The 22,482-nt window shown below is 68.9% G+C and carries 29 protein-coding genes; 2 read left to right on the top strand and 27 right to left on the bottom strand.

Going from position 1 to position 22,482, the window contains the following annotated elements:
- Positions 1 to 41 precede the first annotated feature (41 nt).
- The 23 genes from DDW44_RS18105 to rpsJ form a co-directional block, all read right to left on the bottom strand.
- The gene (locus DDW44_RS18105; protein ID WP_018889342.1) at positions 42 to 707 is read right to left on the bottom strand and encodes an adenylate kinase; all 666 of its coding nucleotides are present in this window, start codon (positions 705 to 707) and stop codon (positions 42 to 44) included.
- Positions 707 to 2,026, bottom strand: coding sequence for a preprotein translocase subunit SecY (gene secY / locus DDW44_RS18100; protein WP_018889343.1), 1,320 nt, complete (start codon positions 2,024 to 2,026; stop codon positions 707 to 709). Before secY ends, DDW44_RS18105 begins: the two co-directional genes overlap by 1 nt.
- 243 nt (positions 2,027 to 2,269) lie before the next feature.
- On the bottom strand, positions 2,270 to 2,725 hold the full coding sequence (gene rplO, locus DDW44_RS18095) for a 50S ribosomal protein L15 (protein WP_017949648.1): 456 nt from the start codon (positions 2,723 to 2,725) through the stop codon (positions 2,270 to 2,272).
- Positions 2,726 to 2,727: 2 nt separating this feature from the next.
- Entirely contained in the window at positions 2,728 to 2,910 is a 183-nt protein-coding gene (gene rpmD / locus DDW44_RS18090; RefSeq protein ID WP_017949649.1) for a 50S ribosomal protein L30, read from the bottom strand.
- Positions 2,910 to 3,515, bottom strand: a complete 606-nt coding sequence (gene rpsE, locus DDW44_RS18085) for a 30S ribosomal protein S5 (protein WP_005313527.1) — start codon at positions 3,513 to 3,515, stop codon at positions 2,910 to 2,912. Before rpsE ends, rpmD begins: the two co-directional genes overlap by 1 nt.
- Before the next feature lie 38 nt (positions 3,516 to 3,553).
- A complete protein-coding gene (rplR, locus tag DDW44_RS18080) occupies positions 3,554 to 3,937 on the bottom strand; it encodes a 50S ribosomal protein L18 (RefSeq protein WP_017949650.1) in 384 nt (127 codons plus the stop codon).
- 3 nt (positions 3,938 to 3,940) lie between these two features.
- A complete protein-coding gene (gene rplF, locus DDW44_RS18075) occupies positions 3,941 to 4,480 on the bottom strand; it encodes a 50S ribosomal protein L6 (protein ID WP_018889344.1) in 540 nt (179 codons plus the stop codon).
- A gap of 22 nt (positions 4,481 to 4,502) precedes the next feature.
- Positions 4,503 to 4,901, bottom strand: coding sequence for a 30S ribosomal protein S8 (rpsH, locus tag DDW44_RS18070; protein WP_017949652.1), 399 nt, complete (start codon positions 4,899 to 4,901; stop codon positions 4,503 to 4,505).
- Between the two features lie 265 nt (positions 4,902 to 5,166).
- The gene (locus DDW44_RS18060) at positions 5,167 to 5,352 is read right to left on the bottom strand and encodes a type Z 30S ribosomal protein S14 (RefSeq protein WP_003956452.1); all 186 of its coding nucleotides are present in this window, start codon (positions 5,350 to 5,352) and stop codon (positions 5,167 to 5,169) included.
- A gap of 5 nt (positions 5,353 to 5,357) precedes the next feature.
- A complete protein-coding gene (gene rplE, locus DDW44_RS18055; RefSeq protein ID WP_017949654.1) occupies positions 5,358 to 5,915 on the bottom strand; it encodes a 50S ribosomal protein L5 in 558 nt (185 codons plus the stop codon).
- On the bottom strand, positions 5,915 to 6,238 hold the full coding sequence (rplX, locus tag DDW44_RS18050) for a 50S ribosomal protein L24 (RefSeq protein ID WP_017949655.1): 324 nt from the start codon (positions 6,236 to 6,238) through the stop codon (positions 5,915 to 5,917). The genes rplE and rplX overlap by 1 nt, the downstream gene beginning before the upstream one ends.
- A gap of 2 nt (positions 6,239 to 6,240) precedes the next feature.
- Positions 6,241 to 6,609 (bottom strand): 50S ribosomal protein L14, encoded by a 369-nt coding sequence (gene rplN / locus DDW44_RS18045; RefSeq protein WP_003956455.1) that lies wholly within the window; start codon positions 6,607 to 6,609, stop codon positions 6,241 to 6,243.
- A gap of 157 nt (positions 6,610 to 6,766) precedes the next feature.
- Positions 6,767 to 7,051, bottom strand: a complete 285-nt coding sequence (gene rpsQ / locus DDW44_RS18040) for a 30S ribosomal protein S17 (RefSeq protein WP_017949656.1) — start codon at positions 7,049 to 7,051, stop codon at positions 6,767 to 6,769.
- Positions 7,051 to 7,275: a 50S ribosomal protein L29 gene (rpmC, locus tag DDW44_RS18035; RefSeq protein ID WP_017949657.1), complete on the bottom strand. Its 225-nt coding sequence runs from the start codon at positions 7,273 to 7,275 to the stop codon at positions 7,051 to 7,053. The genes rpsQ and rpmC overlap by 1 nt, the downstream gene beginning before the upstream one ends.
- Complete coding sequence (gene rplP, locus DDW44_RS18030; RefSeq protein ID WP_017949658.1) at positions 7,275 to 7,694, bottom strand: 50S ribosomal protein L16; 420 nt, start codon at positions 7,692 to 7,694, stop codon at positions 7,275 to 7,277. The genes rpmC and rplP overlap by 1 nt, the downstream gene beginning before the upstream one ends.
- Before the next feature lie 5 nt (positions 7,695 to 7,699).
- Positions 7,700 to 8,551, bottom strand: a complete 852-nt coding sequence (gene rpsC, locus DDW44_RS18025) for a 30S ribosomal protein S3 (RefSeq protein ID WP_018889346.1) — start codon at positions 8,549 to 8,551, stop codon at positions 7,700 to 7,702.
- A complete protein-coding gene (gene rplV / locus DDW44_RS18020) occupies positions 8,551 to 8,898 on the bottom strand; it encodes a 50S ribosomal protein L22 (protein WP_009327087.1) in 348 nt (115 codons plus the stop codon). The genes rpsC and rplV overlap by 1 nt, the downstream gene beginning before the upstream one ends.
- A 42-nt stretch (positions 8,899 to 8,940) precedes the next feature.
- Positions 8,941 to 9,222: a 30S ribosomal protein S19 gene (gene rpsS / locus DDW44_RS18015; protein WP_017949661.1), complete on the bottom strand. Its 282-nt coding sequence runs from the start codon at positions 9,220 to 9,222 to the stop codon at positions 8,941 to 8,943.
- 12 nt (positions 9,223 to 9,234) lie between these two features.
- The gene (rplB, locus tag DDW44_RS18010) at positions 9,235 to 10,071 is read right to left on the bottom strand and encodes a 50S ribosomal protein L2 (RefSeq protein ID WP_017949662.1); all 837 of its coding nucleotides are present in this window, start codon (positions 10,069 to 10,071) and stop codon (positions 9,235 to 9,237) included.
- Between the two features lie 37 nt (positions 10,072 to 10,108).
- Positions 10,109 to 10,423 carry a 50S ribosomal protein L23 gene (gene rplW / locus DDW44_RS18005; protein WP_018889347.1) on the bottom strand — a complete coding sequence of 105 codons (315 nt, stop codon included), beginning with the start codon at positions 10,421 to 10,423 and terminating at the stop codon, positions 10,109 to 10,111.
- Positions 10,423 to 11,073: a 50S ribosomal protein L4 gene (rplD, locus tag DDW44_RS18000; RefSeq protein WP_017949664.1), complete on the bottom strand. Its 651-nt coding sequence runs from the start codon at positions 11,071 to 11,073 to the stop codon at positions 10,423 to 10,425. The genes rplW and rplD overlap by 1 nt, the downstream gene beginning before the upstream one ends.
- Before the next feature lie 8 nt (positions 11,074 to 11,081).
- Complete coding sequence (gene rplC, locus DDW44_RS17995) at positions 11,082 to 11,726, bottom strand: 50S ribosomal protein L3 (protein ID WP_017949665.1); 645 nt, start codon at positions 11,724 to 11,726, stop codon at positions 11,082 to 11,084.
- Between the two features lie 13 nt (positions 11,727 to 11,739).
- Positions 11,740 to 12,048 (bottom strand): 30S ribosomal protein S10, encoded by a 309-nt coding sequence (gene rpsJ / locus DDW44_RS17990; protein WP_003948644.1) that lies wholly within the window; start codon positions 12,046 to 12,048, stop codon positions 11,740 to 11,742.
- Positions 12,049 to 13,080: 1,032 nt separating this feature from the next.
- Between rpsJ and DDW44_RS17985 the strand changes: the two genes are divergently transcribed.
- Both DDW44_RS17985 and DDW44_RS32845 read left to right on the top strand, forming a co-directional pair.
- Positions 13,081 to 14,751, top strand: coding sequence for an RNA ligase family protein (locus tag DDW44_RS17985; RefSeq protein WP_108907068.1), 1,671 nt, complete (start codon positions 13,081 to 13,083; stop codon positions 14,749 to 14,751).
- A complete protein-coding gene (locus DDW44_RS32845) occupies positions 14,752 to 17,775 on the top strand; it encodes a poly(A) polymerase (protein ID WP_244224057.1) in 3,024 nt (1,007 codons plus the stop codon).
- Positions 17,776 to 18,056: 281 nt separating this feature from the next.
- On the opposite strand, the gene tuf is transcribed toward DDW44_RS32845, so the two are convergent.
- The 4 genes from tuf to rpsL all read right to left on the bottom strand — a co-directional run bounded on the left by tuf (position 18,057) and on the right by rpsL (position 22,414).
- Positions 18,057 to 19,250, bottom strand: coding sequence for an elongation factor Tu (gene tuf / locus DDW44_RS17975; RefSeq protein ID WP_017949669.1), 1,194 nt, complete (start codon positions 19,248 to 19,250; stop codon positions 18,057 to 18,059).
- A gap of 152 nt (positions 19,251 to 19,402) precedes the next feature.
- Positions 19,403 to 21,529 carry an elongation factor G gene (gene fusA / locus DDW44_RS17970; protein WP_017949670.1) on the bottom strand — a complete coding sequence of 709 codons (2,127 nt, stop codon included), beginning with the start codon at positions 21,527 to 21,529 and terminating at the stop codon, positions 19,403 to 19,405.
- A 40-nt stretch (positions 21,530 to 21,569) separates the two neighbouring features.
- A complete protein-coding gene (rpsG, locus tag DDW44_RS17965; protein ID WP_006347241.1) occupies positions 21,570 to 22,040 on the bottom strand; it encodes a 30S ribosomal protein S7 in 471 nt (156 codons plus the stop codon).
- 2 nt (positions 22,041 to 22,042) lie between these two features.
- Positions 22,043 to 22,414, bottom strand: a complete 372-nt coding sequence (gene rpsL, locus DDW44_RS17960; RefSeq protein WP_003948652.1) for a 30S ribosomal protein S12 — start codon at positions 22,412 to 22,414, stop codon at positions 22,043 to 22,045.
- Between the last annotated feature and the right edge of the window lie 68 nt (positions 22,415 to 22,482).

The raw sequence follows: 22,482 nt of genomic DNA, 5'->3' as shown, positions 1-22,482 counted from the left end.
CGTATGCGATCAGGTCGGTGGATACGCCTGGGGTACGAGGTTCAGGCCTGGGCGGCCCGGTCCGTCTGCAGCGCCTCCATCGCACGCTCGGTCACCTCGTCGACCTTGCCGAGCGCGGAGATGGTCACCAGCAGGCCCTGGGCCCGGTAGTGGTCGATGATCGGCTCGGTCTGCGTGTGGTAGACCTCGAGCCGCTTGCGGACGGTCTCCTCGGAGTCGTCGTCCCGCTGGTACAGGTCGCCGCCGCACACGTCGCAGACACCCTCGGTCGCGGGAGCGCTGTAGGTGACGTGGAAGACGTGCGCGCTGTCGTTCCGGCAGATGCGGCGCCCGGCGATCCGCTTGACCACCTCGTCCTCGGGGACCTCCAGGTCGAGCACCGCGTCCAGCTTCACGCCGTCCGACGCCAGCGCCGTGTCGAGCGCCTCGGCCTGCGAGACGTTGCGCGGGAAGCCGTCCAGCAGGAAGCCGTTCTGGGCGTCCGGCTGGGCCATCCGGTCCCGTGCCATCCCGATGGTGACCTCGTCCGGCACCAGGTTGCCGGCGTCCATGTACGCCTTGGCCTGCTTGCCCAGCTCCGTCCCCTGGCTGATGTTGGCCCGGAACAGGTCGCCCGTGGAGATGTGCGGGATCGACAGGTTCTTGGCGAGGAACGCGGCCTGCGTTCCCTTGCCGGCACCGGGCGGTCCGACGAGGACGATTCGCATCAGCGGAGGAACCCTTCGTAGTTGCGCTGCTGGAGCTGGCTCTCGATCTGCTTCACGGTCTCCAGACCGACACCCACGATGATGAGGATGCTGGTGCCACCGAACGGGAAGTTCTGGTTCGCACCACCGAAGCCCGCCAACGCCATCGTCGGCACAAGAGCGATCAGACCCAGATACAGCGAGCCCGGCCAGGTGATCCGGTTGAGCACGTAGCTCAGATACTCGGCGGTAGGTCGACCGGCCCGGATACCCGGGATGAAGCCACCATACTTCTTCATGTTGTCGGCGACTTCCTCGGGGTTGAACGAGATCGCCACATAGAAGAAGGCGAAGAACACGATCAGCACGAAGTACGTCGCGATGTAATACGGGTGGTCACCGCTGACGAAGTGGGCTTCGATCCATGTCTTCCACCCCGCGTTCGAGTTCGAGAACTGGGCGATGAGCGCCGGGATGTAGAGCAGCGACGAGGCGAAGATGACGGGAATCACACCCGCCTGGTTCACCTTGAGCGGGATGTATGTGGACGTACCGCCGTACGACCTGCGGCCGATCATGCGCTTGGCGTACTGGACCGGGATGCGCCGCTGGGCCTGCTCGACGAAGACGACGAGCGCCACCATCACGAAGCCGATCAGGATGACCGTGCCGAACTCGATCCAGCCCTTGGCGAGGTTGCCGCTCTCCTTGATGGCCCACAGCGCGCCGGGGAAGCCGGCGGCGATGGAGATGAACATCAGGATGGACATGCCGTTGCCGATACCGCGGTCCGTGATCAGCTCACCGAGCCACATGACCAGGGCCGTGCCGGCGGTCATGGTGACCACCATGGTGGCCGTCACGAAGATCGACTGGTCGGGGACGATCTCGTCGGCCACCTGGCAGCCGGAGAACAGCGCGCCGCTGCGGGCCGTGGCCACCAGACCGGTGCCCTGCAGTACGGCCAGGGCGACCGTGAGGTAGCGCGTGTACTGCGTGATCTTCGCGGTGCCGGCCTGGCCCTCCTTCTTGAGGGCCTCCAGACGGGGGATGACCACCGTCAGCAGCTGGAGGATGATGCTCGCCGTGATGTACGGCATGATGCCGAGCGCGAAGATCGTGATCTGCAGAAGCGCTCCGCCGCTGAACATGTTGACGAGGCCGAAGAGGCTGCTGTTGTTCTTCGCGGCCTGGTCCACACAGATCTGGACGTTCTCATAGCTGACTCCGGGCACCGGGATGTGCGCGCCAAGCCGGTACAGCACGATGATGCCGAGCGTGAAGAGCAGCTTCTTGCGCAGGTCGGGCGTCTTGAACGCCCGGGCGAACGCGGTGAGCACGGTGCCTCCTGCGACCCCCGCGCAAAGCGTCAGAGGTGACGGTCTTGAGGTTCGACGAATTCGTATGGGTCGGGTACCGCTCCGGGGGCCGGTGGGCCTCCGTCGCGGTGTGGGGGTCGCCCCCCGGGGAGAACAGCGACAACGCACGCCACCTTACCGGCGAGTGTGCCCCCCTTGGAACGACCAACCGGGGATGCCCCGTTTGAGAGCATCCCCGGTTGGTGTTCAGGCCATCGGCTCGTCTCAGACGAGCTCGGTGACGGTGCCGCCGGCGGCGGTGATCTTCTCCTTGGCGGAGCCGGAGACGGCGTCGACCGTCACCTGCAGCGCCACGGAGACCTCACCCTGGCCGAGCACCTTGACGAGCTGGTTCTTGCGAACCGCGCCCTTGGCGACCAGGTCGGCGACCGTGACCTCGCCACCCTCGGGGTAGAGGGCGGCGAGCTTGTCCAGGTTGACGACCTGGTACTCGGTCTTGAACGGGTTCTTGAAGCCCTTCAGCTTCGGGAGGCGCATGTGCAGCGGCATCTGGCCGCCCTCGAAGCGCTCCGGAACCTGGTAGCGGGCCTTCGTGCCCTTGGTACCACGACCGGCCGTCTTACCCTTCGACGCCTCACCACGACCGACACGGGTCTTGGCGGTCTTGGCGCCGGGGGCGGGACGGAGGTTGTGGATCTTCAGCGGGTTCTGCTCCGCCATGATCAGTCGACCTCCTCGACCGTCACGAGGTGGCGGACGGTGTGCACCATTCCGCGGAACTCGGGGCGGTCCTCCTTGACGACCACGTCGTTGACCTTCTTCAGGCCGAGCGAACGCAGGGTGTCACGGTGGTTCTGCTTGCTGCCGATGTACGACTTCGTCTGCGTGATCTTGAGGCGGGCCATTACGCACCCGCTCCCGCACGCGCACGAAGCAGGGCCGCGGGGGCGACGTCCTCGAGCGGCAGACCGCGGCGGGCCGCGATCTCCTCGGGACGCTGCAGGCCCTTCAGGGCCGCCACGGTCGCGTGCACGATGTTGATCGCGTTGTCGGAGCCCAGGGACTTCGACAGGATGTCGTGGACGCCGGCGCACTCGAGCACGGCGCGCACCGGGCCACCGGCGATCACACCGGTACCGGGGGAAGCCGGCTTGAGCAGCACGACGCCCGCCGCCTTCTCACCCTGGATGGGGTGGGGGATGGTGCCCTGGATGCGGGGGACCTTGAAGAAGTGCTTCTTGGCCTCCTCCACACCCTTGGCGATGGCGGCCGGCACCTCCTTGGCCTTGCCGTAACCGACACCCACGGTGCCGTCACCGTCGCCCACCACGACCAGCGCGGTGAAGCTGAAGCGACGACCACCCTTCACAACCTTGGCGACGCGGTTGATCGCGACGACGCGCTCAACGTACGCGGTCTTCTCGGCGGCAGCAGCGCCGCCGTCACGGCCCTTCCGGTCCCGCCGCTCGCCGCCACCGGCACCGCTTCCGCGGCGCTGGGGTCCAGCCATTGGATTTACCTCTCTCTTTTCCGCTAGCTACGAACGGCTCAGAACTTCAGGCCGGCTTCGCGGGCGGCGTCCGCCAGGGCGGCGATGCGCCCGGCGTACTGGTTGCCGCCACGGTCGAACACGACAGCCTCGACGCCGGCGGCCTTCGCACGCTCGGCCACGAGCTGGCCGACCTGCTTCGCCTTCGCCGACTTGTCGCCCTCGCCGCCGCGGATGGAAGCGTCCAGGGTGGACGCCGACGCCACGGTGTGGCCCTTGAGGTCGTCGATGACCTGAGCGGTGATACCGCGGTTGGACCGGGTGACGACCAGGCGCGGACGCTCCGACGTACCCGAGATCTTCTTGCGGATGCGGATGTGGCGACGCTTCAGAGCGGCGCCCTTGTAGGCCTTGCCCTTGGCAATCTTCACGCCGTATGCCATGGCTTACTTACCAGCCTTTCCGACCTTGCGGCGGATGACCTCGCCCGCGTACTTCACGCCCTTGGCCTTGTACGGGTCGGGCTTGCGCAGCTTGCGGATGTTCGCGGCGACCTCGCCGACCTTCTGCTTGTCGATGCCCTCGACCGAGAACTTGGTCGGCGACTCGACCTTGAAGGAGATCCCCTCGGGGGCCTCCACCAGGATCGGGTGGCTGTAGCCGAGCTGGAACTCCAGGTTGGAGCCCTTCGCGGCAACGCGGTAACCGACACCGCTGATCTCGAGCGCCTTGGTGTATCCCTGGGTCACACCGGTGATCATGTTGGCCACCAGCGTGCGGGACAGGCCGTGCAGGGCCTTGTTCTGACGCTCGTCGTTCGGGCGGGACACCTGCAGGGTGCCGTCTTCGCCCTTCACGATCTCGATCGGCGCGGCGACGGTGTGGGTCAGGGTGCCCTTGGAACCCTTCACCGTGACCGTGCGGCCCTCGATGGTGACGTCCACGCCGGCGGGAACCGGGATGGGGAGCTTGCCGATACGCGACATTGTTCTTCTCCTCCGTTCCCGACTACCAGACGTAGGCGAGGACTTCCCCGCCCACACCCTTCTTGCTGGCCTGCTTGTCGGTGAGGAGCCCGTGCGACGTGGAGATGATGGCCACGCCCAGGCCGCCGAGCACCTTCGGCAGGTTGGTGGACTTCGCGTAGACCCGGAGACCGGGCTTGGAGATCCGCTTGATGCCCGCGATGGAGCGCTCACGGTTCGGGCCGAACTTCAGCTCGAGGACGAGGTTCTTGCCGACCTCGGCGTCCTCGACCTTCCAGCCCGTGATGAAGCCCTCCTGCTGGAGGATCTCCGCGATGTGAGACTTGATCTTGCTGTGCGGCATCGTCACGGAGTCGTGGTACGCCGAGTTCGCGTTACGCAGACGGGTCAGCATGTCCGCGATCGGATCAGTCATGGTCATGAATTGGCCTTCGGCCTCTCTCGCCGGGGTTTCCTGTATGTGCCATCCCTCTCCCCGCACAGGGGCGGGACGGGTGCGGCACGGGGACCTACGGCGTAGTAAGTCGATCAGGGCGGCGGGCGCCCAACCCCACAAGCCTACGGCATGTGAGGGAGGGCCCCGCCGGCCCGTTGCTTACCGAGAGCCTCTGGTTGATCCCGCCCACCCGTCGCCCGACCGCCGCCCCTCAAGGGCGGCCCTTCGGGCCGACGGACTGGACTGGGGACTACCAGGAGCTCTTGGTCACGCCCGGCAGCTCGCCACGGTGAGCCATCTCACGAAGGCACACGCGGCACAGGCCGAACTTGCGGTACACGGAGTGCGGACGGCCGCAGCGCTGGCAGCGGGTGTACGCACGCACACCGAACTTGGGCTTACGAGCAGCCTTGGCAATCAGAGCCTTCTTCGCCATCTCGCTCACGCCTCCTTGAACGGGAAGCCGAGGTGACGGAGAAGGGCACGGCCTTCAGCGTCGTTGGTCGCCGTGGTGACCACGGTGATGTCCATACCCCGGACGCGGTCGATCTTGTCCTGGTCGATCTCGTGGAACATGACCTGCTCCGTGAGACCGAAGGTGTAGTTGCCCCGGCCGTCGAACTGCTTGGGGGACAGACCGCGGAAGTCGCGGATGCGCGGCAGCGCGAGCGACAGGGTGCGGTCCAGGAACTCCCACATGCGGTCGCCGCGGAGCGTCACGTGGGCACCGATCGGCTGGCCCTCGCGCAGCTTGAACTGCGCGATGGACTTGCGGGCCTTGGTGACGGCCGGCTTCTGACCGGTGATCGTGGTGAGGTCGCGGATGGCGCCCTCGATCAGCTTGGAGTCGCGGGCGGCGTCGCCCACACCCATGTTGACCACGATCTTGACGAGACCGGGGACCTGCATGACGTTCTCGTACGTGAACTCGTCACGCAGCTTGCCGACGATTTCCTCGCGGTAGCGCGTCTTGAGACGCGGCGCAGTCGTGGTAGCCATCAGATGTCCTCACCGGTCCGCTTGGCAACGCGGATCTTGTTGCCCTCGTCGTCAAACCGGTAGCCGACGCGGGTGACGACCTTCTTGCCGTCCTTCTCCACGACGAGCTGCACGTTGCTGACGTGGATGGGGGCCTCGGTGGTCACGATGCCGCCGGCCTGGGAGGCACGGCCCGGCTGGTTGGCCTTGGTGTGCTTCTTGACCCGGTTGACACCCTCGACCAGGACGCGCTCGTCGCGCGGGAAAGCGGCAATGACCTTGCCCTGCTTGCCCTTGTCCTTGCCGGTGATGACCTGGACCAGGTCGCCCTTCTTGATCTTCATGCTTACAGCACCTCCGGCGCGAGCGAGATGATCTTCATGAACTTCTTCTCGCGCAGCTCACGGCCCACGGGGCCGAAGATACGGGTGCCGCGAGGGTCGCCGTCGTTCTTCAGAATGACGGCGGCGTTCTCGTCGAAGCGGATGTACGAGCCGTCCTGGCGGCGGCGCTCCTTGACGGTGCGAACGATGACCGCCTTGACGACGTCACCCTTCTTCACGTTGCCACCGGGGATCGCGTCCTTGACGGTGGCGACGATGACGTCACCGATGCCCGCGTAGCGGCGACCCGAGCCACCGAGAACACGGATGCAAAGGATCTCCTTGGCACCAGTGTTGTCGGCGACGCGAAGTCGCGACTCCTGCTGGATCACGTCTATCTCCTGATCGTCTGCCGGTTCCCGGCGGGGCCGGTCCGTGCGGACCGGCCCCGCCGAGCCTGGCGGAACTTAGTGCTGGGGAAGCACCCCGGAGGGGATCCCCCAGCGGGGGGCATGCGGAGGGACTCCCTTCCGGGAGGCCCCCGCAAAATTACTTGGCCTTCTCGAGGATCTCGACGACGCGCCAGTGCTTGGTGGCGGACAGCTTCCGGGTCTCCATCAGGAGGACGCGGTCACCGACGCCGGCGGCGTTCTGCTCGTCGTGGGCCTTGAGCTTGTTCGTACGGCGGATGACCTTGCCGTACAGCGCGTGCTTGACGCGGTCCTCGACGGCGACGGTGACGGTCTTGTCCATCTTGTCGCTGACGACGAGACCCTCACGGGTCTTGCGGGCGTTGCGCTCGGTCTTCTTCTCGCTCACGTTGCTCTCGCTCATCAGGCGCTCTCCACCGTCTCGATGCCCAGCTCGCGCTCACGCATCAGGGTGTAGATCCGGGCGATGTCCTTGCGGACGGCCTTCAGCCGACCGTGGTTCTCGAGCTGACCGGTCGCCGCCTGGAAGCGGAGGTTGAACAGCTCTTCCTTGGCCTCGCGGAGCTTGGCAACAAGCTCCTCGTTGCCCAGCTCGCGCAGCTCGGACGCCTTGGTTCCGGCCGACATCACGCCTCACCTGCCTCGCGCCGAACGATGCGGCACTTCATCGGAAGCTTGTGAGCAGCGCGGGTGAGCGCCTCACGAGCAATCTTCTCGTTCGGGTAGGACAGCTCGAACATCACCCGACCGGGCTTGACGTTCGCGACCCACCACTCCGGCGAACCCTTACCGGAACCCATGCGGGTCTCGGCGGGCTTCTTCGTCAGCGGACGGTCCGGGTAGATGTTGATCCAGACCTTGCCGCCACGCTTGATGTGACGGGTCATCGCGATACGAGCGGCCTCGATCTGACGGTTCGTCACGTACGCCGGGGTGAGCGCCTGGATGCCGTACTCGCCGAACGCAACCTGCGTACCACCCTTGGACATACCGCTGCGCTTCGGGTGGTGCTGCTTGCGGTGCTTGACCCTACGGGGGATCAGCATTTCGGTCAGGCCTCCGTTCCGGTGCTCTCGGCAGCCGGAGCGGCAGCGGCGGGGGCGTCGGCCTTGGGAGCCTCGGCCGACTGCTGCTGGCCACCCTGGGCCGCCTGCTGCGGCTTGCGACCGCGACCGCCACGCTCGCCACCGCGGCCACCGCGGGCCGGGCGGTCGGAGCCACCACGGGCCGGGCGGTTGCCGGCGCGGGCGGCGGCGTTCTCGGCGCGGACCTCGGCGATGTTCTTGACGTCGCCCTTGTAGATCCAGACCTTCACGCCGATGCGGCCGAAGGTGGTCTTGGCCTCGAAGAAGCCGTACTCGACGTTCGCGCGGAGCGTGTGCAGCGGCACACGGCCCTCGCGGTAGAACTCCGAGCGGGACATCTCGGCGCCGCCGAGACGGCCACCACACTGGATCTTGATGCCCTTGGCGCCCGCCTTCATGGCCGACTGCATGCTCTTGCGCATGGCGCGGCGGAAGGAGACGCGGGAGGACAGCTGCTCGGCAACGGCCTGCGCCACCAGCTGGGCGTCGACCTCGGGGTTCTTGACCTCGAGGATGTTCAGCTGGACCTGCTTGCCGGTGAGCTTCTCGAGGTCGCCGCGGATGCGGTCGGCCTCGGCGCCGCGGCGGCCGATGACGATGCCGGGACGCGCGGTGTGGATGTCCACCCGCACGCGGTCACGGGTGCGCTCGATCTCGACCTTGGAGATGCCGGCGCGCTCCATGCCGGACGTCATCATCCGGCGGATGGCGACGTCTTCCTTGACGTAGTCCTTGTACAGCTTGTCGGCGTACCAACGCGACTTGAAGTCGGTCGTGACACCGAGCCGGAACCCGTGCGGGTTTACCTTCTGGCCCATTACCGGGTTCCTTCCTTGCTGCTGACGACCACGGTGATGTGGCTGGTCCGCTTGCGGATCCGGTAGGCACGGCCCTGGGCGCGCGGACGGAACCGCTTCAGGGTCGGGCCCTCGTCGACGTACGCCTCGCTGATGAACAGCGAGGAGGCGTCCGTGTGGTCGTAGTTGTGCGCGGCGTTGGCGATGGCGCTGTCCAGCACCTTGCCGACCGGCACGCTCGCGGCCTGCGGGGCGAAACGCAGGACCGCCTGAGCCTCCGTGGCATCCATGCCACGGATGAGGTCCACCACGCGGCGGGCCTTCATGGGCGTGACGCGGATGTACCGCGCCTGGGCCCTGGCTTCCATGGTTGTCCCTTCGGTGTAAGTCATGGTCAGTCACACCCCGCGTTAGCGGCGCTTCGACTTCCGGTCGTCCTTGACGTGGCCGCGGAAGGTGCGAGTCGGCGAGAACTCGCCGAGCTTGTGGCCGACCATCGACTCGGTGACGAACACCGGGACATGGGTCTTGCCGTTGTGCACCGCGATCGTGTGGCCCAGCATGGCCGGGACGATCATCGAGCGACGGGACCAGGTCTTGATGACGTTCTTGGTGCCTGCTTCGTTCTGGGCGTCCACCTTCTTGATCAGGTGGTCGTCGACGAAGGGCCCCTTCTTGAGACTGCGCGGCATCTAAACCCGCTCCTAGCGCTTCTTGTTCGTCTTGCGGCGGCGGACGATGTACTTGTTGCTCGCCTTCTTGGGAGAACGAGTACGACCCTCCTTCTGACCCCAGGGGGAGACCGGGTGGCGACCACCGGAGGTCTTGCCCTCACCACCACCGTGCGGGTGGTCGACCGGGTTCATGGCGACACCGCGGACGGTCGGGCGAACGCCCTTCCAGCGCATACGGCCGGCCTTGCCCCAGTTGATGTTCGACTGCTCGGCGTTGCCGACCTCGCCGACGGTGGCGCGGCAGCGGACGTCGACCAGGCGGATCTCACCGGACGGCATGCGCAGGTGGGCCATGGAGCCCTCCTTCGCCAGCAGCTGCACGGAGGCACCCGCGGAGCGGGCGAACTTCGCGCCGCCGCCGGGCCGCAGCTCGATGGCGTGCAGGGTCGTACCGACCGGGATGTTGCGCAGCGCCAGGTTGTTGCCGGGCTTGATGTCGGCACCGGGGCCGTTCTCGATCCGGTCGCCCTGCGACAGGCCGCGCGGGGCGAGGATGTAGCGCTTCTCGCCGTCCGCGTAGTGCAGCAGCGCGATGCGCGCGGTGCGGTTGGGGTCGTACTCGATGTGCGCGACCTTGGCCGGCACGCCGTCCTTGTCGTGACGACGGAAGTCGATCACGCGGTAGGCGCGCTTGTGGCCACCACCCTGGTGGCGAACGGTCACACGACCGGCGTTGTTACGGCCGCCCTTGCTGTGCAGGGGGCGGACCAGCGACTTCTCCGGCGTGGACCGCGTGATCTCGACGAAGTCGGCGACGCTGGAGCCACGACGGCCCGGAGTCGTCGGCTTGTACTTGCGGATACCCATTTCTCAGTCCTCGTCCGATATCGGACCAAGGTCTCCGTTAGGAGGCCTGGCCGAAGATGTCGATACGGTCGCCCTCGGCGAGGGTCACGATGGCGCGCTTGGTGTTGGCGCGCTTGCCGAAACCGGTGCGGGTGCGCTTGCGCTTGCCCTGGCGGTTGATCGTGTTCACCCCGGTGACCTTGACCGAGAAGACCGCCTCGACGGCCTGCTTGATCTGGGTCTTGTTGGCGTTGGGCGCGACGATGAACGTGTACTTGTTCTCGTCCAGCAGCGCGTAGCTCTTCTCCGAGACAACCGGCTTGACGAGAACGTCACGCGGGTCGGTGAAGGTCTTGCTGGTGATCTCGGCCATCAGGCCTCGCTCCCCTCATTGTCGTTGGCCTTGGGGCCGGACACGAAGGACTCGAAGGCGGCCTGAGTGAAGACCACGTCGTCGGAGACGAGCACGTCGTACGTGTTCAGCTGGCCCGGCTCCAGGATGTGCACCTGGGGCAGGTTGCGGGCGGACAGCCACGCGGCCTCGTCGGAGCGCTCGGCGACCAGGAGCAGGTTCTTGCGCTCCGAGATCTTGCCGAGCAGCGTCTTGGCGGCCTTGGTGGAGACCTCGCCCTCGACCACGCCGGAGACGACGTGGATACGCGAGTTGCGGGCCCGGTCGGTGAGGGCACCGCGCAGGGCGGCGGCCTTCATCTTCTTCGGGGTCCGCTGCGAGTAGTCACGCGGCACGGGGCCGTGGACGACGCCACCGCCGGCGAACTGCGGCGCACGGGTCGAGCCCTGACGGGCGCGGCCGGTGCCCTTCTGGCGGTACGGCTTCCTGCCACCGCCACGGACCTCGCCGCGGGTCTTGGTCTTGTGCGTGCCCTGGCGGGCAGCGGCCAGCTGCGCGACGACGACCTGGTGGATCAGCGGAACGCTGACCTTGGCGTCGAAGATCTCCGCGGGGAGCTCGACGCTACCGGCCTTGTCGCCAGCGGGCGAAAGGATGTCAATGGTGCTCATCGGTTACCTCAGGCCCCCTTGGCCGCGGTACGGACCAGGACGAGGCCGCCGTTCGGACCGGGAACCGCGCCCTTGATGAGCAGCAGACCCTTCTCCGCGTCAACGGCGTGGACGGTCAGATTCTGGGTGGTGACCCGCTCGTTGCCCATGCGGCCCGCCATACGGAGGCCCTTGAACACACGGCCCGGGGTGGCGCAGCCACCGATGGAACCGGGGGAGCGGTGCTTGCGCTGGGTGCCGTGTCCGGCGCCCAGGCCACGGAAGTTGTGGCGCTTCATGACACCGGCGAAGCCCTTGCCCTTGCTCTTGCCGGTGACGTCGACCTTCACGCCCGCCTCGAAGACCTCGGCGGTGATCTCCTGGCCGAGGGTGTACTCGCCGGCGTCGGCGGTACGGATCTCGACGAGGTGACGGCGGGGGGTGACGTCGGCCTTGGCGAAGTGGCCCTTGAGGGGCTTGTTCACCTTGCGCGGGTCGATCTCGCCGAAGGCGATCTGGACCGACTCGTAGCCGTCGGTGTCGTTCGTACGGATCTGGGTGACGACATTGGGGCCGGCCTTGACGACGGTCACCGGGACGACACGGTTGTTCTCGTCCCAGACCTGAGTCATGCCGAGCTTCTCGCCCAGGATGCCCTTGATCTGCTTAGCCATCTCGCGCGTCACCTCAGAGCTTGATCTCGATGTCGACGCCGGCCGGCAGGTCGAGACGCATGAGCGAGTCGACCGTCTTCGGCGTGGGGTCGAGGATGTCGATGAGGCGCTTGTGCGTGCGCATCTCGAAGTGCTCGCGCGAGTCCTTGTACTTGTGCGGCGACTTGATGACGCAGTACACGTTCTTCTCAGTGGGCAGCGGCACCGGGCCCGCGACCGACGCACCAGTGCGGGTCACCGTCTCGACGATCTTCTTCGCCGAGGAGTCGATGACCTCGTGGTCGTAGGCCTTGAGCCGGATGCGGATCTTCTGTCCCGCCATGGCTACTTCGTAGTCCTGTCTCTCGTAACGCTCCGGAACCCGGAGGCTTCTCGTCTCCTCCGACCCACGCGGTCGGGCGTGTCGCAGCCCCTCTACGAAGATCTCCCGAAGGATTTCCCAACCAAGGGGGTGCGGTCCCTGGGACCACGGAGCCGGGGGGTGACACCCACCGGGTGCCTGGCAGGCGCCCCGCTCACGCTTCCCGGAAGATTCCCGTACTTCCACCCCTGATCAGGGGTGACGAGTACTGTGGGACTCGCTTCCGGTCCTCCCGGCGGGAGGCGCGCAGCATCGGCACTCAACCGAGCAACCCGGACAGTCTGCCATACGGGCCACTGGGGGCGCCAATCGAGCCGAAGAGACTACCCCGGCCGTGACGAACGTCAAACCGCGGCACGCGGAGCACCGCCCCGGCCGCCCCGCTCCCCCGTCGTGCACGAGCCGTCCCGCCCCGCGGCGGCCGGCTCAGAACCGCTCGACCTCCTGGCCGTCGGGCGGGCCGGAACACCAGGGTGGATCTTCAATCGCGCAGCCTCGATGGTTCGGACCCGAATGCACCCGGTCGGCGCGTCCGGCTTTCGAGGTGCGGCCGCCATTCCCCCCGAACGGCCGTTCCCCGACGGGCCACGGATGGCACGGTCTCGGGGCGAAGCACGGGACTCGCGCAACGCTTGCCCGTCGGCGGGGAGCACGTGCCCCGTCGCCACCATCCGCCCCCGGCTCCACGAGGATCACGGTCCCTCAGGAATCGCGGACCCGGCAACGTTCCGGCAGGCCGATTCGACGGTGACCTCCAGTTCCACCCCGCCCCACCGGCCGTGCACGGCACGGCCGCCGGCCGGTGGAGGGAACAGGCCGGACACAGGACGCGGACGAAGGGGGGACCACCGCCGCACCATAGCGTCCCCGCCCACCGGTCCCGGCGGCACCGGGTATCCGGCCGCCGGGTATTTCGGTCGAGCACCGTCGTACCCCCCGCCTACAGTGGCGACGCACGCATGACGGGGGACGGGGGACGGGGGACGGAACACCATGGGCCGGCATCCGGCGCGTACGCACTATCCGCGCACGCCGCACCTGCCGTGGTCGCCCGGCGCGTCGAGCGACGACCTACGGGCCGGGGACCTCGCCGCGCTGCACGGCCGGGAGGTCGTCGTCACCGAGAAGCTCGACGGCGAGAACACCACGCTGTACGGCGACGGGCTGCACGCACGGTCGCCCGACTCCGCGCACCATCCGTCACGGGCCTGGGTGAAGGCGCTGCAGGGCCGCATCGGCGACCGGATCCCGGCGGGCTGGCGGGTGTGCGGGGAGAACATGTACGCCCGGCACTCACTCGCCTACGACGACCTGGAGAGCTGGTTCTACGGCTTCTCCGTCTGGGACGGCGACGGCCGCTGCCTGGACTGGGACGGCGGCGCGGACTTCCTGCGCGCACTCGGAATCCCGGTGCCGCGCGTGCTGTGGCGCGGAGTCTTCGACGAACGGGCCCTGCGGCGGCTGAAGGTCGACACCGAGCGCCACGAGGGGTACGTCGTTCGCACGGTCGAGGGCTTCACCGCCGGGGAGTTCCGGCACCGGGTCGCCAAATGGGTCCGGCCGGGACACGTCCGCACCTCCACCCACTGGATGCACGCCGCCGTCGTGGCGAACGGGCTGGCACCGGCCGCCGCGCTGTGGGCGGTGCGGTCGGGGGCGGCACCGGACCCGGCCGCCCTGCTCGAGGCGGTGGGACTCCCGGACGGCGACGCCCGGGCGGCCGGCGACGTCGCCGCGCGCCTCGGCGGCACCGGGGACGAACGGCTCGCCGGCGTGCTGGCCGGGCTGCTGCACACGCGGCACCGCGGGACGCTCGCCGGCCGGCTGGCCCGGCCGCTCGGTCTCCCGCTCGCACGGCGCGTCGCCGATCTCGTCGGTCTGCACACCGGCCTGCACCGCCCCTACCCCGACGAGCAGCGCCGGACCGGGCTGCGGCGGATGTCGTACGCCGTCGGCCTGGACGCGCTGCACGCCGTCGCCGCCGCGGCCGCCCCGGACTCGGCGGCCCGTGAGCAGGTCGAGTGGTCCGCCCTGCACGCCGAGGAGGTACGCCCGATCGGTCCGCTGCGGGAGGCGTTCGCCGGACTGGCCCCGGAGGCCGCGGCCCGCTGCCTGGGCGAGGCCCGTGAGGCGTACGCGCTGGGTCGTGTCGGAACCGTCGAGGAGGCGGTCGCGGCCACCTGGCGCCTACGCTCCGGGGACTTCCCGCGACTGATCCACCTGGTCGGCCCGTCCGGCAGTGGCAAGAGCACCTTCGCCCGGGCGCTGCGAGGCGTCGACGCATACGTCTCGCTCGACGACCTGCGCGAGGCCCGCGGCGCCCGCGCGGACCAGAGGGCCAACGGCGAGATCCTCCGCCGGGGCCTGGAACGGCTCGGCACCGCGCTGGCGGAAGGTGCGACGGTGGTGTGGGACGCCACATCCCTCAACCCGCACCAGCGGTCCCTGGTGCACACGGTCGCCCGCCGCCGCGACGCCCTGGTCACCCACGCGGTGGCCCTCGTCGACGAGGACGAACTGGTCCGGCGCAACGAACGGCGGCCGCACCCGGTTCCGGCGGAGGTGCTCACCGCGCAGGTGCGCCGGTACGTGCCTCCGTACCCCGGCCAGGCACACCGCACCTGGTACATCGGCGCGGCCGGCACGATCGAGGAGGAGGCGTAGGTGCGTACCAGCGAGGAGATCTACCACCGGGTCCGCTGGGACCCGCGCTTCGACCCGGCCCGGTTCGTGATGGGCGTCCACCAGCGCGCCGCCGCGCCGAAGCGGGTACGGCTGGACGACTTCGACCCCTCCGGGGAGATCCCCTGGCACCGGGTGCTGTTCTTCGAGGCGGACGGCGAGGTGGTGTGGGACCGGTCCACGGGAGTGGACCGGATCGACGCCACCTCCGCCGGGCGGATCCGCAGCCCCCGCAGGCTGCGTGCCCCGTTCTTCGCCGCCCGGACGCCCCACGCGTGGGACCCCGCGCGCGGCTGGGCGCCGTACGCGGGGGACGACCCGCTCGGGACCGCCGCCGGGGCGCGCGGGCCCGCACCGGCCACGGGCCTGCGCGTACTGACCTGGAACACGCTCTGGGATCGGTACGACCCCGACCGCATCGACACCGCCCGGCGCAGACCCCTCCTGCTCACCGCGCTGCGCGGTGCCGACGCCGACGTCATCGCGCTCCAGGAGGTCGAGGCGGAACTGCTCGCGATGCTGCTCGCCGCCCCCTGGGTACGGGAGTCGTACACGCTGGGCACCGACCCGGGCGGCGGGGACGTCGGGGAGTGCGGCCTGCTGCTGCTCAGCCGGCTGCCCGTGCGCGAGGCGGCCCACCACGCCCTCGGCCCGCACAAGGCGGTCGCCGCGGTGGTGGTGGAGACCGCCGGGGGCCCGACCACCGTCGCCGTGACGCACCTGAGCAGCGACCACTCGGAGGACGGGCCGGCCCGTCGGGACGCAGAGCTGGGCCGGCTGGCCGAGGCACTCGCGGGCGTCGAGGGCGAGGTACTGCTGCTGGGGGACTTCAACGACGGCGGGGACACGCCCGCGACGGCGCTCGGGCTGCGCGACGCCTGGACCGAGGCGCACGGACCGGCCGACCGCACACCGACCTTCGACCCGGGCGTCAATCCGCTGGCCGCGGTCTCGTCGAGGAGCGGCCGGGCCGCCCGGCTCGACCGGGTGCTGATCGGATCGGAGCGGCTGCGGGTGGATGCGGCTGCCCTCCTCGGCGACACCCCCACCTCCGGCGGGCTGTACGTGTCCGACCACTACGGCGTCGTGGCCGATCTGAGCCCGGGTGACCCGGTGCCGGACGCCCGGAGGACGGAAGGAGCGGGCGGCACCCCGGCGTCGGGGTCCACCGCCGGTGCGGCTCCCGAAGCGTCGCGGACGACGGAGGTGGGCGGGCGCTCCGTCCCGGGCACCGCCGCCGACCGCGGCGCCGCCGCCGACGGGCCGGCCGGGGTGCTCGCCGTCCGCCCCACGCCCCGGACGGCCGTCGCCTGGCTCCCGCCGGACGAGCTGTGGCCCCCGATCCAGCACATCCGCCGTGCGCACGACCGGCAGATCCGGCGCTGGCCGCCGCACGTCAACCTGCTCTTCGGCTTCGTACCGGAGTGCGACTTCGAGCGGGCGGCGCCGCTGCTGTCCGCCGCGGCCTCCGGTACTCCCCCGTTCACGGCGCGCCTGGAAGGGGTGCGCAGCTTCCGGCACCGGGAGGACGCGACCGTCTGGCTCGACCCGGCGGCTGACGGAGCGGAGCCGTGGGACCGCCTGCACGGGGTGCTGGCCGAACGCTTCCCCCGATGCACGGGCCGCACCGACGGCTTCACCCCGCACCTCTCGCTCGGCCGGACCCGCCGCGCGCACGAACTCGCCGCCCACTGCGAGGCCCTGCTCGGCAATACGACGGCGCGCGTGGGCGATGTCGTGCTGCTGTCGCGGCGCGGTGACGAGCCCATGCGGGTACGGGCGAGGGTGCGCCTCGGTACCGGGGAGGTGCGCTGGGAACCCGAGGAGTGCGACGCGGCCGCGCCGGCCGCCGAGGGCCCGGATCGCGCGGAGCACGCCCGACGCACCACGCGGCGCATCGCTGCGGCGCTGGCCGACGGGGTCGTGCACCTCGCCGGCTCGCGGCGCATGGGCTGTGCGCTGCCCGGCGCGGACCTCGACCTGGTGGCCGCGCTGCCGGGCACGACCGGACCGGGAGAAGTACGGGCCCGGCTGGCCGAGGCCCTGCCGGAGGCGGAGGACGTGCGGGACGTGGTGGGGGCGCGGGTACCGGGCCTGCGGTTGCGGATCGGCGGGCTGACCGTGGATCTCGTCCTGGTGTCCACCGGGCAGATGGACCCGGACGAGGCCGTCGCCCGCCGGGCCGAGCTGGGCGAGGCCGCGGCCGTCGCGCTCAGCGCCGTCAGCGACGCCGATGCCGTGCTGGAGCTGGCGGGACCGCATCGGGAGGCGTTCGTGCGGCTGGCCCGGGAGGTCAAGGCGTGGGCACGGGCACGCGGACTGGACTCGGCCCCGTACGGCGGGCTGCCCGGGCTGGCGTGGGCGCTGCTGGCAGCCCGCACCGTGCGCGAGGCCGGGGAGCTTCCCCCCGCCGGGCTGCTGGGGCGGTTCTTCGCGAGCTGGGCGGTGGCCGACTGGAGCGAACCCGCGGTGCTCACCCCGACGGCGCCGGTCCGCTCCTGCACCGCGCAGATCGGCCCCGGCTTCCGTGAGTTGCTGGCCCAGGAGCTGTTCCGGGCCTGGGAAGTCGTGGACGCGGCCGTCCCCGGTGCGACCGCCCCGACCGGCACGGCCGATCGCGCCCCGGTCCGCCCGGCGTGCACGGACCTCCCCTGGTCCGAGTTGCTGGCACCACCTCCCCTGCACCGGAGGCATGCCGCCTGGGCCGTACTGACCGTGCCCACCGGTCCGGAGGAGGGCAGGGTCCGCGGCCGGGTGCGCGCCCTGATCACGGCGCTGGAGGAGGCCGGCGCCGCGGATGTCCACGCCTGGCCCCACCCGTTCGCCTCCGGCCCCGCGGAGGTCCGCTACGCGATCGGGCTAGGCGCCACTCCCCCGGACCGCACCCGCCTCGCGAAGATCTCCGAGCGCTGGCTGCGCGGACTGTCCGGTACGTCACTGAGCTGGGCCGACTGCGGCGACGTTCCGACTCTCCGGGCCCCGTCCACCGCTGCGAACGGGGCGTGACCCCGCCCCGGCCCCGGTCTCCGTCCGCTGACGCGGAGACCGGCGTGTCCCTCGCTGATCGGCGAGCGGCAGCACCCCGGCCCTCCCGCCGAAGGGCGTCGCCCGGCCGGACCGGCCCCCGTGTCGCGCGGACCGCCGGAACCCAAGACCGACCCGCCCCCGTCACCCGGACCAGGACCGCGGCCCGGGCGCCCGGGCATGCCAAGGGGCCCCGCACCTCATGGTGCGGGGCCCCTCGCTTGCGGCTCGCTGCGGAGCTGCCGGGTCAGACGGTCAAGAACTTACTTGACGATCTTGGTGACCTGGCCGGCGCCGACGGTCCGGCCACCCTCACGGATGGCGAACTTCAGGCCCTCCTCCATGGCGACCGGCTGGATCAGCTGGACGGACATGGTGGTGTTGTCGCCCGGCATGACCATCTCGGTGCCCTCGGGGAGGGTCACGACGCCGGTCACGTCCGTGGTACGGAAGTAGAACTGCGGGCGGTAGTTGTTGAAGAACGGGGTGTGACGGCCACCCTCGTCCTTCGACAGGATGTAGGCCTGGGCCTCGAACTCGGTGTGCGGGGTGACCGAGCCCGGCTTGATGATGACCTGGCCGCGCTCGACGTCCTCGCGCTTGATGCCGCGGAGGAGCAGACCGACGTTCTCACCGGCCTGGCCCTCGTCGAGCAGCTTGCGGAACATCTCGATGCCGGTGACCGTGGTGGTGGTCTTCTCCTGCTTGATGCCCACGATGTCGACGGTCTCGTTGACCTTGAGGACACCACGCTCGATACGGCCGGTGACGACGGTGCCACGACCGGTGATCGTGAACACGTCCTCGATCGGCATCAGGAACGGCTTGTCGACGTCACGCTCGGGCTGCGGGATCGCCTCGTCGACGGCGGCCATCAGGTTCAGGACCGACTGGCCCCACTCCTTGTCGCCCTCGAGAGCCTTGAGCGCCGAGACCTTGACGACCGGAACGTCGTCGCCCGGGAACTCGTACTCGGAGAGGAGCTCACGCACCTCGAGCTCGACGAGCTCCAGGATCTCCTCGTCGTCCACCATGTCGGCCTTGTTCAGGGCGACGACGATGTACGGGACGCCGACCTGGCGGGCCAGGAGCACGTGCTCCTTGGTCTGCGGCATCGGGCCGTCGGTGGCGGCGACCACGAGGATGGCGCCGTCCATCTGGGCGGCACCGGTGATCATGTTCTTGATGTAGTCCGCGTGACCGGGGCAGTCGACGTGGGCGTAGTGACGCGACTCGGTCTGGTACTCGACGTGCGCGATGGAGATGGTGATACCGCGCTGGCGCTCCTCAGGAGCCTTGTCGATCTGGTCGAACGCCGAGGCCTCGTTCAGGTCCGGGAACGCGTCGTGCAGCACCTTGGTAATGGCGGCCGTGAGGGTCGTCTTACCGTGGTCGATGTGACCGATGGTGCCGATGTTGACGTGCGGCTTAGTCCGCTCGAACTTCGCCTTCGCCACTGGGGTCCTCCTGTGGAGTGGTTCTGTACGCCTTACTCATCGGCGCCAGGGTGATCTTTGCTGGTGGTGCCGACCGCCGGGACGAGCCTCACGGGTTCGCGGGGAACGCCCCGACGGTTCGGCGTCAAGCCTAAAGCGTGTACTCGGGTGAGTTACTCGCCCTTGGCCTTCGCGATGATCTCCTCGGCGACGTTCCGCGGAACCTCGGCGTAGGAGTCGAACTGCATCGAGTAGCTTGCGCGACCCGAGGTCTTGCTGCGGAGGTCGCCGACGTAGCCGAACATCTCCGACAGCGGCACCAGGCCCTTGACGACGCGGGCACCGGCACGCTCCTCCATGGCCTGGATCTGGCCACGGCGGGAGTTGATGTCACCGATGACATCGCCCATGTAGTCCTCGGGCGTGGTGACCTCAACGGCCATCATCGGCTCGAGGAGAACCGGGGACGCCTTGCGCGCGGCCTCCTTGAAGGCCTGCGAACCGGCGATCTTGAACGCGAGCTCGGAGGAGTCGACCTCGTGGTAGGCGCCGTCGAGAAGCGTGACGCGGACGCCCGTCATCTCGTAGCCGGCGAGGATGCCGAACGACATCGCCTCCTGGCAGCCGGCGTCCACGGAAGGGATGTACTCCTTCGGGATGCGGCCACCGGTGACCTTGTTCACGAACTCGTAGGCCGCGTCGCCGCCCTCGATCGGCTCGACCGCGATCTGCACCTTGGCGAACTGACCGGTACCACCGGTCTGCTTCTTGTGGGTGTAGTCCACGCGGTCCACCGACTTGCGGATGGTCTCGCGGTACGCGACCTGCGGCTTGCCGACGTTGGCCTCGACCTTGAACTCGCGCTTCATCCGGTCGACGAGCACCTCGAGGTGAAGCTCGCCCATACCGCCGATGACGGTCTGGCCGGTCTCCTCGTTGGTGTGCACCTGGAAGGAGGGGTCCTCCTCCGCGAGACGCTGGATGGCGACACCCAGCTTCTCCTGGTCGCCCTTGGACTTGGGCTCGATCGCGACCTCGATGACCGGCGCCGGGAAGTCCATGGACTCCAGGATGACCGGGTTCTTCTCGTCCGCGAGCGTCTCACCGGTGGTGGTCTGCTTCAGGCCCATGACGGCGACGATGTCACCGGCGCCCACCGAGTCGATCTCCTCACGCTTGTTGGCGTGCATACGGTAGATCTTGCCGATGCGCTCCTTCTTGCCCTTCACGGAGTTCAGCACCGCGGTGCCGGACTCCAGACGGCCGGAGTAGATGCGCACGAAGGTGAGCTTGCCCAGGTGCGGGTCGCTCATGATCTTGAACGCCAGCGCCGACAGCGGCTCCTCGTCGGACGGCTTGCGGCGGACGATCTGCTCGGCGTCCTTGACGTCGTGACCCTCGATGGCCTCGACGTCCAGCGGCGACGGCAGGTAGCGGACGACCGCGTCGAGCAGGGGCTGCACGCCCTTGTTCTTGAACGCGGTGCCACAGAACACCGGGGTGACCGTGGTGCCCTTGCCCTTGCCCGAGGCGATGGTGATACGGCGGATCGCGGCGTACAGCTGCTCCTCGGAGGGCTCCTGGCCCTCGAGGTACAGCTCCATGATCTCCTCGTCGTTCTCGGCCACGGACTCCAGCAGCTTGCCGCGGTACTCCTCGGCAGCCTCGGCGTGCGTGTCCGGGATGTCGACGACGTCGTACATCTCGCCCTTGGCGGCCTCGGCGGACCAGACCAGCGCCTTCATACGGACCAGGTCGATGACGCCCTTGAAGTCCGCCTCGGCACCGATCGGGAGCTGCATCACGATCGGCTGAGCGCCCAGGCGGTCGCTGATCATGTCGACACAGCGGTGGAACTCGGCACCGGTGCGGTCGAGCTTGTTGACGAAGCAGATGCGCGGAACGCCGTAGCGGTCGGCCTGACGCCACACGGTCTCGGACTGCGGCTCGACGCCGGCGACGCCGTCGAACACCGTCACGGCACCGTCGAGCACACGCAGGGAGCGCTCCACCTCGACGGTGAAGTCGACGTGCCCCGGGGTGTCGATGATGTTGATGGTGTGGTCGACGTCCTCGAGCGGCCAGTGACAGGTCGTCGCGGCGGACGTGATGGTGATGCCGCGCTCCTGCTCCTGCTCCATCCAGTCCATCGTGGCGGCGCCGTCGTGGACCTCACCGATCTTGTACGAAACACCGGTGTAGAACAGGATGCGCTCGGTGGTGGTCGTCTTGCCCGCGTCGATGTGGGCCATGATCCCGATGTTGCGGACCTTGGCCAGGTCAAGCGAAGTGGTAGCCATAAGGCTTTCGTCTTCTCTCGGTTCTCGATGGGGTCTGCGACTACCAGCGGTAGTGCGCGAAGGCCTTGTTGGACTCGGCCATCTTGTGCGTGTCCTCGCGCTTCTTGACCGAAGCACCGAGGCCGTTCGAGGCGTCCAGGAGCTCGTTCATGAGGCGCTCGGTCATGGTCTTCTCGCGGCGGGCGCGGGAGTAGCCCACGACCCAGCGGAGCGCGAGGGTGGAGGCGCGACCGGGCTTGACCTCGATCGGCACCTGGTAGGTGGCGCCACCGACGCGGCGGGACTTGACCTCGAGGGACGGCTTGACGTTCTCGAGAGCGCGCTTCAGCGTGATGACCGGGTCGGCACCGGTCTTCTCGCGAAGGCCTTCCATGGCGCCGTAGACGATGCGCTCGGCGGTGGAGCGCTTGCCGTTCAGCAGGATCTTGTTGATCAGCGAGGTCACCAGAGGAGAACCGTAGACCGGGTCGATGATGACCGGGCGCTTCGGGGCGGGGCCCTTACGAGGCATTCTTACTTCTCCTTCTTGGCGCCGTAGCGGCTGCGGGCCTGCTTGCGGTTCTTGACACCCTGGGTGTCGAGGGAACCACGGATGATCTTGTAGCGAACACCCGGCAGGTCCTTCACACGGCCACCACGCACGAGCACGATGGAGTGCTCCTGCAGGTTGTGTCCCTCACCCGGAATGTAGGCCGTGACCTCGATGCCCGAGGTCAGACGCACACGCGCGACCTTACGGAGGGCCGAGTTCGGCTTCTTCGGGGTGGTCGTGAACACACGCGTGCAGACGCCGCGACGCTGAGGGGAACCCTCGAGTGCGGGCGTCTTGTTCTTCTCGACCTTGTCCTGCCGGCCCTTCCGGACCAGCTGCTGGATCGTAGGCACTACTTCTCCGGTTTCTGTGTGCCGTTAGTAAAGCTAACCTGGAACGTCACCGACCCACGCGGTCGGGT

The organism is Streptomyces tirandamycinicus (assembly GCF_003097515.1).
GTDB classification, from domain to species: Bacteria; Actinomycetota; Actinomycetes; order Streptomycetales; family Streptomycetaceae; genus Streptomyces; species Streptomyces tirandamycinicus.
The sequence above is the reverse complement of the archived record's forward strand: the minus strand, read 5'-3'. Positions and strand labels throughout refer to the sequence as shown.

What these genes read in the sequence shown, in the direction of transcription:
- DDW44_RS18105 (WP_018889342.1), bottom strand. Translation starts at nt 707, where the DNA reads ATGCGAATCGTCCTCGTCGGACCGCCCGGTGCCGGCAAGGGAACGCAG.
- rplO (WP_017949648.1), bottom strand. Translation starts at nt 2,725, where the DNA reads ATGGCGGAGCAGAACCCGCTGAAGATCCACAACCTCCGTCCCGCCCCC.
- rpmD (WP_017949649.1), bottom strand. Translation starts at nt 2,910, where the DNA reads ATGGCCCGCCTCAAGATCACGCAGACGAAGTCGTACATCGGCAGCAAG.
- rpsE (WP_005313527.1), bottom strand. Translation starts at nt 3,515, where the DNA reads ATGGCTGGACCCCAGCGCCGCGGAAGCGGTGCCGGTGGCGGCGAGCGG.
- rplR (WP_017949650.1), bottom strand. Translation starts at nt 3,937, where the DNA reads ATGGCATACGGCGTGAAGATTGCCAAGGGCAAGGCCTACAAGGGCGCC.
- rplF (WP_018889344.1), bottom strand. Translation starts at nt 4,480, where the DNA reads ATGTCGCGTATCGGCAAGCTCCCCATCCCGGTTCCCGCCGGCGTGGAC.
- rpsH (WP_017949652.1), bottom strand. Translation starts at nt 4,901, where the DNA reads ATGACCATGACTGATCCGATCGCGGACATGCTGACCCGTCTGCGTAAC.
- DDW44_RS18060 (WP_003956452.1), bottom strand. Translation starts at nt 5,352, where the DNA reads ATGGCGAAGAAGGCTCTGATTGCCAAGGCTGCTCGTAAGCCCAAGTTC.
- rplE (WP_017949654.1), bottom strand. Translation starts at nt 5,915, where the DNA reads ATGGCTACCACGACTGCGCCGCGTCTCAAGACGCGCTACCGCGAGGAA.
- rplX (WP_017949655.1), bottom strand. Translation starts at nt 6,238, where the DNA reads ATGAAGATCAAGAAGGGCGACCTGGTCCAGGTCATCACCGGCAAGGAC.
- rpsQ (WP_017949656.1), bottom strand. Translation starts at nt 7,051, where the DNA reads ATGAGCGAGAGCAACGTGAGCGAGAAGAAGACCGAGCGCAACGCCCGC.
- rpmC (WP_017949657.1), bottom strand. Translation starts at nt 7,275, where the DNA reads ATGTCGGCCGGAACCAAGGCGTCCGAGCTGCGCGAGCTGGGCAACGAG.
- rplP (WP_017949658.1), bottom strand. Translation starts at nt 7,694, where the DNA reads ATGCTGATCCCCCGTAGGGTCAAGCACCGCAAGCAGCACCACCCGAAG.
- rpsC (WP_018889346.1), bottom strand. Translation starts at nt 8,551, where the DNA reads ATGGGCCAGAAGGTAAACCCGCACGGGTTCCGGCTCGGTGTCACGACC.
- rplV (WP_009327087.1), bottom strand. Translation starts at nt 8,898, where the DNA reads ATGGAAGCCAGGGCCCAGGCGCGGTACATCCGCGTCACGCCCATGAAG.
- rpsS (WP_017949661.1), bottom strand. Translation starts at nt 9,222, where the DNA reads ATGCCGCGCAGTCTCAAGAAGGGGCCCTTCGTCGACGACCACCTGATC.
- rplB (WP_017949662.1), bottom strand. Translation starts at nt 10,071, where the DNA reads ATGGGTATCCGCAAGTACAAGCCGACGACTCCGGGCCGTCGTGGCTCC.
- rplW (WP_018889347.1), bottom strand. Translation starts at nt 10,423, where the DNA reads ATGGCCGAGATCACCAGCAAGACCTTCACCGACCCGCGTGACGTTCTC.
- rplD (WP_017949664.1), bottom strand. Translation starts at nt 11,073, where the DNA reads ATGAGCACCATTGACATCCTTTCGCCCGCTGGCGACAAGGCCGGTAGC.
- rplC (WP_017949665.1), bottom strand. Translation starts at nt 11,726, where the DNA reads ATGGCTAAGCAGATCAAGGGCATCCTGGGCGAGAAGCTCGGCATGACT.
- rpsJ (WP_003948644.1), bottom strand. Translation starts at nt 12,048, where the DNA reads ATGGCGGGACAGAAGATCCGCATCCGGCTCAAGGCCTACGACCACGAG.
- DDW44_RS17985 (WP_108907068.1), top strand. Translation starts at nt 13,081, where the DNA reads ATGGGCCGGCATCCGGCGCGTACGCACTATCCGCGCACGCCGCACCTG.
- fusA (WP_017949670.1), bottom strand. Translation starts at nt 21,529, where the DNA reads ATGGCTACCACTTCGCTTGACCTGGCCAAGGTCCGCAACATCGGGATC.
- rpsG (WP_006347241.1), bottom strand. Translation starts at nt 22,040, where the DNA reads ATGCCTCGTAAGGGCCCCGCCCCGAAGCGCCCGGTCATCATCGACCCG.